Below are 14312 nucleotides of genomic sequence, written 5' to 3'. Positions count from 1 at the left end.
GCCGAATGATCTCGTCAGAGGAGACGGATCATGGCCAGCCTTAAAAGTGTCAGCTCCTGGAGCGAAGAAGTAGATGTTGTCATCTGTGGATACGGATGTGCCGGCGCTTCTGCGGCGATTGAAGCCTACGACACGGACCCTTCTGCACGCCTCCTGATAATTGAAAAGGCGCCGCAGGAATACGCAGGGGGCAATTGCCGCGTCTCCGGCCAGTCGCTCCTTATCTCGAAGAATAAAACTGCCCTGAAAGACTATCAGCGGGCCATGAGCACAGCCAATCCGATCCCTGAGGATATTCTGGAGGACTGGGCAGACCGTATGGTCAATCTTGAACCCTGGATTCAGAAGATTGCCAGAGACGCTGATGCTGAATTTCTGCGGGGGACCGGATTTACAGAACGTGACGCCGTTCTGGAGTTTCCGGAAATGGGCGCGCGCGAGGCCGTCGCCTACACCTCAACCATTCTTCCCATTCCCTCTGGTGTCTGGCTGGCCCTGCAAGCCAATGTTGAAAAGCGCGGGGTGCCCGTCTGGTTTGACGCGCCGCTGGTTGATCTCATACAGGACCCTGACACGCTGGAAGTGTTTGGTGTCTGGGTGGAGAAGGACGGCGTCCGCCAGGCGATCCGCGCGCGCAAGGCGGTGATCCTCTCCGTAGGCGGATATGAAGCGGACCCTGAGATGCAGAAAAACTATTATGGCCTGTCCGATGTCTGCCCCCTGGGCACACCCTACAACACAGGCGACGGCGTGCGCATTCTGCAGAAAGCGGGCGCCGAGATGTGGCACCTGCGCAATCAGGGCCAGTCGGGCGGTATCTGGCCGGGCATCAAGCGGCCAGATGATGAAACGTCGTTCCTGCGCAACTTCCTTCTGCCCGCCTTCTCCTGGATCGATGTGGACAGGACGGGGCGGCGCTTTTATGGCGAAACCAATGAACTTCAGCTTACCCACTACAAGCACAGGAAGCATGGCCGCTGGGTCGATGTGCCGCTGCACACCGCTCACCCCGTACACATGATCTTCGACGAAACGACACGGCGGGCGGGAAAGCTCGTGCTGGACGTGATGACCTGGAGCGCCGTGGTCAAAAAATATCCGTGGAGTGAGGATAACAGCGACGAGGTTGCTTCGGGGCTTATCAGGAAAGCGGACAGCATCGAAGCGCTTGCCGGGCTAATTGGTCTGAGCCCGGAAATACTCTCGGCGGAGGTTTCTGCCTATAACGCTGCCTGCGAGGCGGGCGAGGATGCTGAACAAGGGCGCAACCCTGAAACGCTCATGCCCATCGCCCAAGGTCCCTTTTATGCCGTTCAGCTCACCCCGGCCATTGTCTGTACCGGGGGCGGCGCACGGCGCGATATGGATGGCCGGGTTTACGATCACAAGGGCTCGGCCATTCCGCGCCTGTTCGAGGCGGGCGAGCTGGGTTCCATCTTCTCTGATCTCTACCAGAACGGCTCCTATCTGACCGAAGCCATGATTACGGGCCGGGGCGCGGCACGCGCTGCGCTTGCCACGGTGCCCGTCAAAACTGCGGCGGAATAGTCCTCATGCTGGTCAAGACTCCCGCCCTCAAGCTGGGCGTTGAAGTGAGAGAAACGTTTGTGGAGAATGACCGCCTCATTCTCAAAGGGGTCGCCAACGCGATGCCCTGCACAGTCGAAATCGGCGGTCCTGAAATGGTCCGCCTCTTCGGGCGCTTCCTGCGCCCGGCCATAATCTGGCTATTTCTGAAGTCTTTGTTGGGCGCCAATGTAAAAGATCGCCAGAGATAACCCGATACCCTTTCTATGTGCCAGGTCCGGAACCTGACAGCCTCAGCCTCCCGACCTTGGCTCTGCGCTCCGGGTCATAATAGACCGCCACTGCAACCTGACTGATCCGACGCGCCCAAGGTTAGAAAATCTCAGGTCCACCGCGCATGGAATGTCTCTCACTCGAGAGCATCCCGTCGGCCCTGAAATCGTATTTCTTAACACATGAGAGCCGATAAAATCGTCGCACACTTCATGAGCAATCTCTTCTCACCTAAAATAACACAATCCGGTAGGGACATATAAGGTCTGTATAATGATCTTCCCGCCATTCTGCCACGCGGTCGGATTTTACGGATCGTACACCTTCGCGCCCGTTTACGATTCCCGAGACATCAGATCAGGCGATGCTCGATCGCCAAAACCACCGCGTGCGTCCGGTTGGAAGCGCCGAGATCTTTCAGGGCCGTCTTGATATGATACCGAACCGTATTGACGGAACAGAGAATGATTTCCGCAATCTCCTGATCTGTTTTACCCGCTTTAACCCAGCGCAGACACGTTACCTGCTGGGGTGAAAGTTCCGCGGGACGCGCGCCCTCTGCCAGATGCTCGAGGGCGCAAACAACGCTGCTGGCCAGAAATAGCAGATCCGGGGCCCGCCGCGCGGCCACCTCACTGGCGAGATGCGCATTGTCCCGGTCATATATACAGATCAGCGAGCCGTAATCCCCGTTCAGTCGCGGGACCATTACGGATATTCCTGCTGCAATCCCGTGCTCCATCATGAACGCGACAGATGTTGCCATGGGTCATCACGCCGAAGGATGGCGAGCCGATTGCGATCGCGGTGATCTGCGCCGCTGTGGGCCGGGGCGACGCAGAGCTCTGGACCTTCGTCCAGGTCACCACGCCCGCCAACCAGCTGATTGCGCCCTTGACCGACCGCATGCCCGCGATCCTGCCCCGGGAGGCCTGGCCCCTGTGGCTTGGCGAGACAGAGGCCACGCCGGCTGAGATCAAAGCCACCCTGACGACGTACGAGGCGGAAGGCCGCTGGGAAATCGCCCCGCAGGCGCGCACATCCGCAAAGACGCGGCCGGCGCCGCTTCAGTCCGATCTCTTCGGCTAATCCGGGTCAGTCATAATTGCGTGTCCCCCAGAGATCGTCCGGACAGCTGAGCCCCCAGATCCCGGCCTTCGCTGATCGGGCAAAGCGCTCATCTTCCGCAAAATCTCCGTTGCTGTAGCGCGGCCAGTCGCGGCCCCAGCCGGCGCGGACAAGCTGGCTTTCCAGGCTCTTGCCGCCCGCCGCGCAGCGGCCGACTTTGCGGTCATAGCGGTCGATATCGAGGATCGTGCAACTGACCGTCCGGGTACCAATCATGTCCGACAACGCCAGAGCGGCTTTCTGATAGACATTGACCGTCCCGCAGCGTTTGCCCCGTTCGGGCGTATCGATCCCGCTCAGCCGGATACGCTCTCCATGGATTTCGATTGTGTCGCCATCAATGACCGACGCCGTGCCCTCCAGCCGGTCTTCAGCCGCGTTATAGGCCATCGCGGGGCTGCACGCCGCCAGGCCGATCAGGCCCGCCAGAAGGGCGCCTCTGATGGTCTGTCTCATGTTTCGGGTCCTCATGCTTCCTGACCGCCTTCCTGTATCTGCCACATCTGCGCATAAGCGCTGCCGGCCGCCATCAGCGCGTCATGGGTTCCGGTCTCGACCACGCGCCCCTTCGACATCACGACGATCATATCCATGTGCCGGACACTCCTCAGCCTGTGTGACGCAAGGATCAGCGTGGCCTCCCCGAAGGCGATCTTCAATTCCCCAAGAATGCGGGATTCGGTCTCCGGATCGAGGGCCGACGTGGGTTCATCAGCCAGCACCAGCCGCGGGCGCCGCATCAGGGCCCGCGCGATCGCTACCCTCTGGCGCTCGCCGCCCGAACCCGGACATGACAATTGTCGAGGATTGAATTGTTCGGCCCGTAAGCTTTCTCGATCTGGTTCAGGGACTGAGTGATCAGGAATGCCCGGATACGGTAGCCGGCCAGGAAGGCGAGCGCCGTCTCAAAAAAATCAAGCCGACCGAGCGCCGGAAACTCATCCAGCATCAGGAGCAGCTCTCTCCGGGAGGAGCCGGGCAGTTCTTCGGTCAGCCGGCGCCCGATCTGGTTGAGTATCAGACGCATCAGAGGCCGCGTCCGGGAGATGTCCGAGGGCGGAACAACCAGATAGAGTGAAACGGGCCGAGCAGCCGCCACCAGATCCATCACGCCCCAGTCGCTGGCAGACGTCAGCCGGGCGATCACCGGATCGGTATAGACTTCCAGCAAGGTCAGTGTTGTCGAGAGGACGCCGGAGCGTTCGTTCTCAGACTTGTTGAGCATCGCGCGGGCGCCTTCGGCGACCTTGGGGTGGACCCGGCCCCGCCCGTCTGGTCCGACAAGATGATGGGCCGTGCGCATCCGGTCGAGAGTCTGGAACAGGGTGCGCTCGGGATGGGCGAGGAAGCGGGCGCAGCCGGCCAGGGACTTGTCCTCCTCGGCATAGAGCACATGCAGGATGACCGCGACGAGGAGGGCGTAGCCTGTCTTGTCCCAGTGATCGCGCCGCTCGGCGCTGCCTTCAGGATCCACGAGGATGTCGGCAATGTTCTGGACGTCGCGAACCTCAAACTCCCCTTTGCGGATTTCGAGAAGCGGATTGTAGCGCAGGCTCTCCCGGTCGGTCGGATCAAAGCGGATGCAAGGACCGAGCGTTGACCGCCAGCCAGATGTCAGCTGCCAGTTCTCACCCTTGATATCATGAACCACGCAGCTCCCGGTCCAGGACAGAAGCGTCGGGATGACAAGGCCGACCCCCTTGCCCGACCGGGTGGGCGCAACGGCGAGCACATGTTCCGGGCCGCCATGGCGCAGGTAGCGCCCCTGCCATAGCCCGAGGAGGACGCCGTCATTGCGAAGGAGCCCTGCCTTCCTGATGTCCCGCCGGTTCGCCCAGCGTGCTGAGCCGTAGGTCGTCACATGCCGCTCCCAGCGCGCGCGCCAGAGTGACCCGATGACCGCAGCCAGGATACCCAGGAGCCCGCCACTGGCCGCGATCGCGCCGGCCCGGGCGAACACGCCGGGCGCATAAGCCTCGTAGGCGTACCACCACTGATAAAGCCGCCAGGGAATATAGACCGGTATGTCATTGACGACGAACCAGGGCGGGCCGAGCGCGGACTGATAGCCGAGCGAATGGGCAGCCCACTGGGTCGCAGACCAGGTTGCGGCAAGGATGATCGTCAGGACAATGAAGAACTGGCCAATCAGAATTTTTGAAGGAGACATGGGACAAGATTCCGGTTTCTGCTTCAGGCCAGTTTCCCCTCAGGATGCCCGGCTGGCCATCGTGAATGGCGGCAAATGGCGGCAAATGGCGGCATATCGCGGCATAACCGGGAATGCCCGCTAACGGCCCAAATCCCGGGTGCGCCCGGCGCTGAGTGTCCATCCAATGCCCGACCCCTTCGCCTCAATGACGAGGGCCTCTCCGCGATAGCGCTCCATCTCCCGGCGCCAGGGCACCAGCGCGAACATCTTCTCTGTACCGATCAGCGCCATGCGGCCCTGGGCGAGGTCCACAACGCGCTCGAAGCGGCCCTCAAAAGACGCCCCGGTCGCCGCGCTCACGCTCTGGCGATCCGAGCCGGCCGCCTCGATGGCGGCCACCCGGGCAAGCTCGCCGGCGCGCAGACGCTGGCGGTCCGCCTCCGAAAGCCGCGTCTGCCCCGGCTGAAGAAAACCCTTCTCCCGGAGGAAAGCGGTCCGCGCAGCGCGGAGCTCCATAAGCTCGGCCGCAGCGTTGCTGACGCCTGCCGCATCTGGTCCGTCCAGCCAGGTCTCGGCGCGCGCCATAACCTGCGCCTCAAGCGCCATCCAGCTGCGCACTTTGATACTGACACCCCCGCCCCGCACGGCCTCCAGGGTAGCGGCCCGCTCCAGATAGTCGGCCGGGACATCCCAGGTGCCATCGGGGCGGCGCGTCACAACGCCTCTCATCCGGAGGGCTTCGAGGCGCCGCTTATGAGCCAGCCGGAAAGCGGCCGAGGCACCGGGATCCCGGGCTGCGTGGAGATCATCTGAGTAGACGCCCCCGCTTCGCCCGGCGATCTCCGCGATTGTCCTGTCTGCCTGTCTGGGTGCCGCGGCCCTGGCCGACACGTCCACCACGGCGCCGGTCGGGGGCAGTTCACCTGGCTCAAGCCCGAGCGCGGGCACGTGCCAGACCGCGCCAGAAAAGTCGCGCACCAGCAGGAACCGTTTGTCCCGCAATTCGTCCTCGGGTCTCCGCATTCTTCTCGATGCGGATGGGCGCTGAGAGGTTCATCATTGCCAGCGTGCCTTCAAAGCCGCCTTTGGTTTCCGTGACGTATCCGAGTGCGTTTGCCATGGGGGTCTCCTTTTCGTTTCCCTGGTGCCGTCCGGGAACCCCTTGTTCCCGTCGACGCCGGACCGGAAGGACGCCCTTCGCCGGGCCTGAACCCGTCAGGGGCGCAGCAGAGCGGAGCACCGCGCGGGCCGGGAAATTTGTCTCGCGAGGAAGGCGCGCCCGCGCCGGGGAAATTTACCGGCCCGCGCGGTTTCGGGGCCGGTGGAGGGCGTCCAGGTCCTGCGGCAAGAGACGGAAACAAGGCGTTTCTGCGAACTGCCCGGGCACGAATGTCCGGAGCCTGCACATCCACTCGGGGCGCCATCAGAGAAGAGGACAAGGCAAGGGGCGACGTGTGACTATGCCGAAACGCCTTCCAGATTGCGGGACGGGTTGAAGCCGCACCTGATTGCGTTGCTGCCTGTATGCGTCTTCGCGCCAGTTCGGTCAGCCTCGCCGTGTCAGGTGGCGTACAAGATCCGCATGGCCATACAGGGCGGTATCAAGCGCAGCTTTCCATGCGGGACCTTCCCTGACGGCCTCGCGGTAAGCCAGTGCCAGATCATGGGGGCGGCCTTCACTGAGCGCTTCGATAAGTAGGCGCGCCTGAGCAAGATCTTTGGCGGCCTTAGCCCGGCCCGGTCCTTTTCGGCGGGTCGATACAATCAGTTTGTGGATGGCAAACCGTTCCGGGGCGGGAATCTGAACAAGGACGCCCTCCCGATAAAGAGCGACGGCGGGAATTGGGTCCCGGATCAGATAATTCAGGAAGTGCAGACCCTGAGCCCAGACACCTAAGGCTTCAAGTTTTTGCGGTCCTTCATTCTGCTCAAAGGACGGCGAAAGAAAATCGACGACGAAATCGCTTCCCGGCAATCGCCATCGGACAGGCCGCCCGCGATGCAGGTTTTCGACCGGGGCAAGACCCAGCGCGTGCATAACTTCGGGAAGTTCGGGTTCAGTATGATCCCCGACTGCGAGCGAAAGTTTTTGAAACGATGCGATATCGAGATCAGACGTAATGGCGACCGCATCCTTTGAAAGATAAGCGCCCAGTTCAAGATCATAGAGCCGGAAAGCATGTGTTCCCACGAGTACGCCCCCCAGCCGGAATGTGCCTGCCTGGGCCAGCGCCCGCAAGGTTTTGCCATTCTGCATGTCCAGAGCGGGCAAGCGGGCAGCTCTGAGTGCCCGCGCTTTTGCGGCGGCGTTCTCCCGGAACGCGCGATCATCTTTGGCGCTGGCTTTCCAGCGTGCGATACGCGTCCTTGTTTCCTTCGTGTCAGGTCCGATAAATCTTTGCTGGTGAGCGCCGCCCGGCTGCCGGATCGTGGCATACCACCAGGATTTTCCACCGGATTTGCGAAGGTGCGGCGCGCCTGTTAAACCCGTAAGCGGCCGATCGAGATGGGCCTGAACCAGATCCTGATAGAGCGTCTGCAGCGTGAGAGATATTGGTTTCATAAGCGTCTTATACCACAAACTATTCTTTGTGGTATATATGAGAAATCGGGTATCCGCACCCGTTTGAAAAAATCAAAGTAAAAGTGGCACAATGACTGTCAGTGCCCCTCGTTATATCCGGGATGAAAAACCGGGTATAACCGCGCCGGGTATGGTCCGACTGCACCATCGGGATACCTCCTCAGAAGGGGAACAGGGATTGGGGGGCAAGGGCGAGGCCGAGCTGCCAGGGCGGCAGGCGCCAACGCACCTCAACAAAGGGCGCGCCGAAAAAATCGCGCGGCGCGTTCCGGTCGGTCCGGCCAAGATCGTAGTCGCGGATGATCAGGTCCGGGCACCGGCCCCCGATCCACATCGCGGTGACGAACCCGGCCTCGATATCGAGGGTCAGGGCGGGCCTCGGGCCCAGAAGGCGTTCAAATCCATCGCTCATGTCCGCCCGCCTTCCCCGCCCGGCGCCAGCGCGGCGAGGCGGGTCAGCACAAGGCCTGCCTCGGCGAGGGCTTCAGGCAGCAAATCGTTTGCAGACTGCGTCAGGGCCTCATTCTCCGAGCCCGGATAATTGGCTTCAAGGCCCCAGAGGCTGGCGGCATGGGGCGCAAGCTCGACGCCGTCGATAGAGACGGACAGGACGACCCCGCAATAGAACCATTCATCCTTGCGCCAGCCTGCCATGAGGGCTTCGGCGTCGGCCTGCGCTCTGGCGAAGCGCTCCCGGAAATTGTTACCGGGACCTATAAACCCCGGCGCATCCTTGTAGAGGGACGGCCAGAACCCATCCTGTCTCTGGTCGGGGGCGTCCGGGCAGTCGTCAGGTATGATCCGGGCCGAGACGGTAAACCCACGCCGCGCTCACTGATTATGCGGCGATCTACCATCAGGCCTATGGCCAGGAGGAACGCGCCGAGACCCTCGCCGCCGCCATGATCGAAAGCTTCCTGGCGTCTGACGCCGGGTTCAGGCGGGCCCGGCGGGCCCTTCACACCCCTGCCAGCAAAGGAGACTGACCCATGGCACAGATCGGAACCTTCACCCTGAAAGACGATGTCTGGTCCGGCACCATCCGCACTCTGACCGTCAACACAAGGGCGAAGCTCGTCCCGATCCGGGAGAAGGGCGACGGGGCCCCGGACTACCGCCTTTATGCCGGGACCCGGGAAATCGGCGCAGCCTGGAACCAGACACCTGCTGACAGGGCGCCCTGGATTTCCGTTCACCTGGATGATCCGGTCTTCGCCCGGCCCCTTCGGGCCGCCTTCTTTGGCAATGAAAAGGAGGGCACCGGCGTCCTCGTCTGGAACCGCCCGAAAGCAAACTGAGAGCGCCGCTGAGACGTCGCCATGCGTATCGACCCTTCAAAAGTCTACACAGACGCAGACATAGAAAACGCCATGGCGACCGTCGCCCGCGTCATCGAACTCTATGGCGATGCCTACTGGCCCATCCTGGAACGCCTCGAACGCGAGCTGACGGAACGCCGCCTCAAGGCTGCCCGCCTGAACGCGCATCTGCGCCGGTTTCGAAGTCGCTCAAATCAACAACCCTCAATCGGTGTCAGTGGCAGACCCGTCAGAGCGATAGGAACACAAGCTTGATACGTGTCGTCTGTCAGGTGTGCAAAAGCAGGCATAGGGAACGAAGGGTCTCGTCGACCGGGACTGGCCCGTTTCTGCCAGTTACATCAAACTGCCAGAGGGGCTTGAAACGGCTCAAACCAGGCAATGAAACTTCAAAAGCGCGGGCAGCCATCAGTCTCCGCTTGATCCCTCGCCTTTGTTCAGCTGATCTCGTTGATGAGGCTGAACGTCGGGTTCGGCAGCTTTGCAGAGGGGCGTTGGTATGGGCCAGGCAGATGACGCGCCCGGTATCATGCAGGTCTATGGGAGCAAGATCTCCTACTATACCGGCAAGTTCGAGACCTATCTGCGCTACCGCTCGATCCCGTACGCATCCTTGCCGACGGTCGCCCACAGCAGGAAGTTGATTGAGGGCGTGGGGATCGTTCAGATGCCCGTGGTCCGGGTCGCTGACGGGCGCTGGATGACCGACACCACACCGATGATCGCCTGGCTGGAGAGCCAGCAGGACGAGCCGACCATCTATCCCGCCGATCCGGCCCTTAATTTCATCGCGCTTCTCATCGAGGACTATGGCGATGAATGGCTCTGGCGGACGGCGATGCACTATCGCTGGTCCTATCGCCGCGACCGTCAGCATGCGGCGGAATTTCTCTATGAGGAGCTGATCCGCGGCGTGCTGCCCTTTCCGCGCTTTCTCGCTCTGAACAGTCTCAAGCGCCGCCAGCGGGGCGGTTTCGTACGCGGTGATGGTGTAAATGAGAAGACCCGCGATCACGCGGACCGGACCTATCTGACGGCGCTGGACCTTATGCAGGAGATCCTTGTCCGACGTCCCTTCCTGCTCGGCAACTCCCCGACGATTGCAGATTTCGGAATGATGGCCCCCATGTTCCGCCATTTTGGCCAGGACCCGACGCCGGCGGAGATCATGCGCGAACGCGCGCCGGCCGTGTATGAATGGGTAGCACGCATGTGGAACGCCAAGCCGGGACAGGATGATCCGCAGCTCATCGATCGCATCGATGCGCCGCTTGAAGCCTTCCTCAACGAAATCTGCGAAACTCATCTTGTCCAGCTTCGCGAGAATGCTCGTGCGTTTGGCGAGGGCCGCAGGCGGTACGATCAGACCATTCAGGACTGCACCTATGAGAACGTCCCCGTGTCACGCTACCGCGTCTGGTGCCTTGAAGCGTTGCGACGGCACTGGAGCGCCCTGGGTGCGCCGGCTCAAGGCCGGTTGCGCGACGCCCTGCATTCACCGGAAGCCCAGGTGCTCCGGGACGGGTCCGAGATTGTGCCTTCTGGTTATGACACTAACCGGCAGGCCCCGTTCAACCGCGCCATAAACGTTTTCGGGAAAGGCGTCCCACCAAAGTAAAGAGGCGTTTTTATCGAGCACGTCCCGTCAAGCTGTCTGGCAAACGGTGAAGGCACGGGTTGGAGGAATGGATCATTCCAGGCCGGCGGCCCTCGCGGCAGGCTTTATCGGGGCGCGGATTTGCGCTGTATTGAATTGACGTCCAATCAGCAACAAGGACACCGCTATGGCTGTTTCGTCTGAACGCCCGTCCGGGGACGGGCAACTGATCGATGCCCTGATCGTCGGGGCCGGCTTTGCGGGCATGTATATGCTGCACAAGCTGCGGGGGCTCGGCTTCAACGCGAAAGGGGTGGAGGCCGGCAGCGGCGTCGGCGGAACCTGGTACTGGAACCGCTATCCCGGCGCGCGCGTCGACATCCAGAGCCTGGAATACAGTTTCGGGTTTGACGAGGACCTCGAGAAAGAATGGCGCTGGTCGGAGCGGTATGCGCCCCAGCCCGAATTGCTGAACTATGCTGAACATGTCGCCGACCGCTTCGACCTGAAGCGCGACATCCGCTTCAATACCCGGGTGACCGCGGCCCATTGGGACGAGGCCGCGCAAGTCTGGAAGGTCGCGACGGATCCGGGCGAGGCGCTGCGCTGCCGCCACCTCATCCTCGCGACCGGGTGCCTTTCGGTCCCGACGGACGTGACCTTCCCCGGCCTCGACACATTCCAGGGCGATATCTACCGTACCTCTCGCTGGCCGCACGAGGGCGTGGATTTTTCGGGCAGGCGCGTGGGGATCATCGGCACGGGATCATCCGCGATCCAGTCCATCCCGATTATTGCGGAGCAGGCCGAACATCTGACCGTGTTCCAGCGCACGCCGAACTATTCGATGCCGGCGCACAACGGCCCGATACCGGAAGCCGAGTTGGAGGCCTGGGCGAAAGACCCGCGCGCCTACCGCGCGGCCTCAAGAGATACGGTCGGCGGCTTCCAGAACGAGGCCTCAGAAGCGATGGCCACCCTTACCGCGCCAGAGGAGGTCCGCGCCGAGCTGGAGCGGCGCTGGGCCTGGGGCGGGTTTCGTATCCTGGGCGCCTTCGCTGACACGGCGGTCGATCCCGACGCCAACCGCATCGTGCAGGACTTCATTGCCGAGAAGATCCGCGGGCAAGTCGCTGACCCGGCGGTGGCCGACCTGCTGACACCGAAGGATCACCCGTTCGGCACCAAGCGGCCCTGCGTCGACACCGGCTATTACGCGACGTTCAACCGGCCAAATGTCGAGCTGGTGAACCTGCGCGCCGAGCCATTGGTGGGCTTCAATGCGCAAGGCATTGAAACCTCGAAGAAGGCATATGCGTTCGACGCGGTTGTGCTGGCGACCGGCTTCGACGCGATGACGGGCGCTATCGACCGTATCGACCTGCGGGGGGTGGGCGGCCGGCGCATCAAGGATCACTGGGCGGAAGGACCGCGCACCTATCTGGGGCTGATGGTTGCGGGCTTCCCCAACATGTTCACCATCACCGGGCCGGGCAGCCCGTCCGTGCTGACCAACATGATCAATTCCATCGAGCAGCATGTCGACTGGATCGCCGATTGCCTCGTGGCGCTGAAACAGCGCCAGCAGACCAGCATCGAGGCCTCGCCGGAAGCCGAGGCGGCGTGGTGCCGGCATTCGACCGAAGCGGTGACGCCGACCATGCTGCCCCAGGCCAACAGCTGGTACATGGGCGCCAACGTGCCGGGCAAGCCGCGCATGTTCATGCCGTATGCGGGCGGGCTGAACACCTACACCGAGATCTGCAACCAGGTGGCGGCAAAGGGCTATGAGGGTTTCATCATCCGCCAGGGCGACCGCGTGCTTTCAGAGTCGCGGGACTTTACGAGCCAGCCGGCGCCCGGGGAGATTCCGGAAAACCTGTTACCCATCATCGTCGAGCGCCTGATGGCAGCGGGCCTGATGCCGGACGCGACCTAGCGGCGGGCGCGCAGGGACCCGGGCGGGTCGCCAGGAGGCCAGCCCGCAACGTCAGAGATTAGCCCGTTTCCGCCGGTCGGTAAAAGCCAGGCGACCGGTCGCAATGGGGAATGACGGAGACCGGCAATTTCTTACAGTTTGCTTATCGAGTTTCCGCCATCCGCGATCATGGCGCTTCCGGTTACGAAGGATGCGTGATCAGAAAGCAAGAAGAGCGCGGCGTTAGCGATTTCAGACGGCTCCGCCATGCGCTTCAGCGCGTGAAACCCGCGCACGACCTCATGAAAATCGGCATCATCCCCGGCCATTGGCGTCATCGTGCCTCCTGGCAGGAGTGCATTGACGCGAATGTTTTCAGGACCATGCTCCGCCGCAAGCACCTGGGTAATGCCGATGAGACCAGCCTTTGCAGCGGCGTAGGCCCCCATGCCGGGCAAACCAATCGTGTGTCCGACGAATGAGGAGGTGAAGACGATGGAACCGCCACCACGTTTGCGCATAGCCGGAATTTGATGCTTTGCCGCGTAGAAGCCGCTGTTGAGATTTACCGCTATCACTTTGTGCCAGTTGCTTTCTGCCATGTCGGGGATTGGTCCCATATCACCCGTCACACCTGCATTGTTGAAAGCGCCGTCGAGCCCCCCGAAGCGCGACTCTGCAAGCTTCACCAGGTCTGCGGCATAGGCGCTGTCTTCGACGTCCCCTGCCAGGAAAACCGCCTCGCCCCTGTGGGCAGAAATATCCTTTGTGATTTGCTCAAGTAGTTCGGCGCGGCGGGCTCCAAGAACCACGTTCGCGCCTTCGGCCGCAAAAATCCTAGCGGCTGCGGCTCCGATACCGCTGCTTGCGCCGGTTATGATGATTGTCTTTCCGTTGAGAAGCATTCCCATCTCCATTGATTGAGGATCAGGAGGTGTCTGACGATATCGAGGTGCTCAACCCACCCGTTTCTTGCGCAGTTTGTTGTTCTGTTGGCGGAGGAAGTCAGTCGCTTTTTTGCTGCTGCAGCAAAAATCAAAATGGAGCACGAACGGGCCTTTCGCCGCAGAGCCCTCGATTGGCTGATTCCGGCGATGACCGGCCGGTCCCGCTCTCAAGATCGATCAGCAGCAATGGGCGCAGAAGGAGACCTGCATTCGGCGACGCCCGCCGCCCTCTCACCGCATCTTCGAAATCTTCAGCTTGTCCACCTTCGCGCGCGCCTGCACAGATTCCTCGCTGCGGGTCATCGCCTTGCTGATGGCTTTCAGGCTCATGCCCTTGGTTGCCAGCAGGTGCAGCTTCTGGATCTCATCGGTCGTCCAGGCCTGACGGTGGCGTTCAAACTTCTCGGTCATAGGCGGAGTGTCCTTGCTGCGCCCTCCCATTAACACGCTTGCGGCGCCGAAAGGCAAACGCCTGTTTCAAGCTCTGCAGGACAGATTCCACACAAAGCGGCATCCCCGCTGTTTGCGAATCCCCCGCGCCTGCCAGGACTAAGCTCATGTTGCGCACCCTCCTCCTGGCCGCTGCGGAACAGGGGTGGCAAGCGCTGGCCAGATTCTTCGTGAGAAAACTCAAGGCATAGGGCTTCAAGCCACGAAGTGAGCGGAGACGTCCACCCAGATCTGCGGTTCTCAGGTGGGCTAAAATCAGCCCTGAGTTGCTGGCTTATCCCCGATGCTGAGCGTCGCCTTTTGGCGAGTTTCCGCCGCCGGGAAACTTCGACCTGACCGGCTCGGATGGGCGCAGCCGGAGACATCAGAAAACCTGGGGCGGATCGACGGGACCGGCCCTCAACCGCCAGCCGGAAG

Annotated in this window: 18 protein-coding genes and 1 pseudogene; 8 read left to right on the top strand and 11 right to left on the bottom strand. The window is 61.9% G+C overall.

Translation table 11 applies throughout. The annotated features are described in order from the left end of the window. Nucleotides 1–30: 30 nt before the first annotated feature. Nucleotides 31–1548, top strand: coding sequence for an FAD-binding protein (locus tag HNE_RS07185; protein WP_011646466.1), 1518 nt, complete (start codon nucleotides 31–33; stop codon nucleotides 1546–1548). Between the two features lie 5 nt (nucleotides 1549–1553). Beyond that, nucleotides 1554–1778, top strand: a complete 225-nt coding sequence (locus HNE_RS07180) for a hypothetical protein (RefSeq protein ID WP_011646465.1) — start codon at nucleotides 1554–1556, stop codon at nucleotides 1776–1778. Between the two features lie 374 nt (nucleotides 1779–2152). Here the strand turns inward: HNE_RS07180 and HNE_RS07175 are convergent, their stop codons facing one another. Next, nucleotides 2153–2509 (bottom strand): helix-turn-helix transcriptional regulator, encoded by a 357-nt coding sequence (locus HNE_RS07175; RefSeq protein ID WP_035591641.1) that lies wholly within the window; start codon nucleotides 2507–2509, stop codon nucleotides 2153–2155. 47 nt (nucleotides 2510–2556) lie between these two features. On the opposite strand from HNE_RS07175, the gene HNE_RS17900 reads away from it, so the two are divergent. Further along, nucleotides 2557–2889, top strand: coding sequence for an SOS response-associated peptidase family protein (locus HNE_RS17900; RefSeq protein ID WP_011646463.1), 333 nt, complete (start codon nucleotides 2557–2559; stop codon nucleotides 2887–2889). 6 nt (nucleotides 2890–2895) lie between these two features. Here HNE_RS17900 and HNE_RS07165 read toward each other — a convergent pair whose 3' ends face one another. The 8 genes and pseudogenes from HNE_RS07165 to HNE_RS18915 all read right to left on the bottom strand — a co-directional run bounded on the left by HNE_RS07165 (nucleotide 2896) and on the right by HNE_RS18915 (nucleotide 8318). Next, nucleotides 2896–3384 carry a thermonuclease family protein gene (locus HNE_RS07165; protein ID WP_049755053.1) on the bottom strand — a complete coding sequence of 163 codons (489 nt, stop codon included), beginning with the start codon at nucleotides 3382–3384 and terminating at the stop codon, nucleotides 2896–2898. A gap of 11 nt (nucleotides 3385–3395) precedes the next feature. Then, the gene (locus tag HNE_RS19060; RefSeq protein ID WP_407637706.1) at nucleotides 3396–3725 is read right to left on the bottom strand and encodes an ATP-binding cassette domain-containing protein; all 330 of its coding nucleotides are present in this window, start codon (nucleotides 3723–3725) and stop codon (nucleotides 3396–3398) included. Beyond that, nucleotides 3698–5098, bottom strand: a pseudogene (traG, locus tag HNE_RS07155) (IncP-type conjugal transfer protein TraG); the annotation flags it as partial. The pseudogene traG and the gene HNE_RS19060, both read right to left, overlap by 28 nt. 120 nt (nucleotides 5099–5218) lie before the next feature. Then, the gene (locus tag HNE_RS07150) at nucleotides 5219–6058 is read right to left on the bottom strand and encodes a DUF3363 domain-containing protein (RefSeq protein WP_011646460.1); all 840 of its coding nucleotides are present in this window, start codon (nucleotides 6056–6058) and stop codon (nucleotides 5219–5221) included. Next, entirely contained in the window at nucleotides 6009–6200 is a 192-nt protein-coding gene (locus HNE_RS18920) for a hypothetical protein (RefSeq protein WP_083759036.1), read from the bottom strand. Before HNE_RS18920 ends, HNE_RS07150 begins: the two co-directional genes overlap by 50 nt. A gap of 426 nt (nucleotides 6201–6626) precedes the next feature. Beyond that, entirely contained in the window at nucleotides 6627–7643 is a 1017-nt protein-coding gene (locus HNE_RS07145) for a nucleotidyltransferase family protein (protein ID WP_035591647.1), read from the bottom strand. A 181-nt stretch (nucleotides 7644–7824) separates the two neighbouring features. Then, nucleotides 7825–8076, bottom strand: coding sequence for a hypothetical protein (locus HNE_RS07140; protein WP_011646458.1), 252 nt, complete (start codon nucleotides 8074–8076; stop codon nucleotides 7825–7827). Beyond that, nucleotides 8073–8318: a hypothetical protein gene (locus HNE_RS18915; RefSeq protein WP_011646457.1), complete on the bottom strand. Its 246-nt coding sequence runs from the start codon at nucleotides 8316–8318 to the stop codon at nucleotides 8073–8075. The genes HNE_RS07140 and HNE_RS18915 overlap by 4 nt, the downstream gene beginning before the upstream one ends. 194 nt (nucleotides 8319–8512) lie before the next feature. Between HNE_RS18915 and HNE_RS19055 the strand changes: the two genes are divergently transcribed. From HNE_RS19055 to HNE_RS07120, 5 genes are all read left to right on the top strand, one after another. Beyond that, nucleotides 8513–8650 (top strand): DUF2274 domain-containing protein, encoded by a 138-nt coding sequence (locus tag HNE_RS19055; protein ID WP_083759035.1) that lies wholly within the window; start codon nucleotides 8513–8515, stop codon nucleotides 8648–8650. 3 nt (nucleotides 8651–8653) lie between these two features. Next, nucleotides 8654–8962, top strand: a complete 309-nt coding sequence (locus HNE_RS07130; protein WP_011646456.1) for a DUF736 domain-containing protein — start codon at nucleotides 8654–8656, stop codon at nucleotides 8960–8962. A gap of 21 nt (nucleotides 8963–8983) precedes the next feature. Further along, nucleotides 8984–9238, top strand: a complete 255-nt coding sequence (locus HNE_RS18530; protein WP_011646455.1) for a hypothetical protein — start codon at nucleotides 8984–8986, stop codon at nucleotides 9236–9238. A gap of 244 nt (nucleotides 9239–9482) precedes the next feature. Next, complete coding sequence (locus HNE_RS07125; protein WP_011646453.1) at nucleotides 9483–10601, top strand: glutathione S-transferase C-terminal domain-containing protein; 1119 nt, start codon at nucleotides 9483–9485, stop codon at nucleotides 10599–10601. A 166-nt stretch (nucleotides 10602–10767) separates the two neighbouring features. After that, a complete protein-coding gene (locus tag HNE_RS07120; protein ID WP_011646452.1) occupies nucleotides 10768–12519 on the top strand; it encodes a flavin-containing monooxygenase in 1752 nt (583 codons plus the stop codon). 131 nt (nucleotides 12520–12650) lie between these two features. Here HNE_RS07120 and HNE_RS07115 read toward each other — a convergent pair whose 3' ends face one another. Both HNE_RS07115 and HNE_RS07110 read right to left on the bottom strand, forming a co-directional pair. Beyond that, on the bottom strand, nucleotides 12651–13403 hold the full coding sequence (locus HNE_RS07115; protein WP_011646451.1) for an SDR family oxidoreductase: 753 nt from the start codon (nucleotides 13401–13403) through the stop codon (nucleotides 12651–12653). Nucleotides 13404–13676: 273 nt separating this feature from the next. Beyond that, nucleotides 13677–13856 carry a hypothetical protein gene (locus HNE_RS07110; protein WP_035591650.1) on the bottom strand — a complete coding sequence of 60 codons (180 nt, stop codon included), beginning with the start codon at nucleotides 13854–13856 and terminating at the stop codon, nucleotides 13677–13679. Nucleotides 13857–14312: the final 456 nt, after the last annotated feature.

This window comes from Hyphomonas neptunium ATCC 15444, from assembly GCF_000013025.1.
GTDB lineage: Bacteria > Pseudomonadota > Alphaproteobacteria > Caulobacterales > Hyphomonadaceae > Hyphomonas > Hyphomonas neptunia.
The sequence above is the reverse complement of the archived record's forward strand: the minus strand, read 5'-3'. Positions and strand labels throughout refer to the sequence as shown.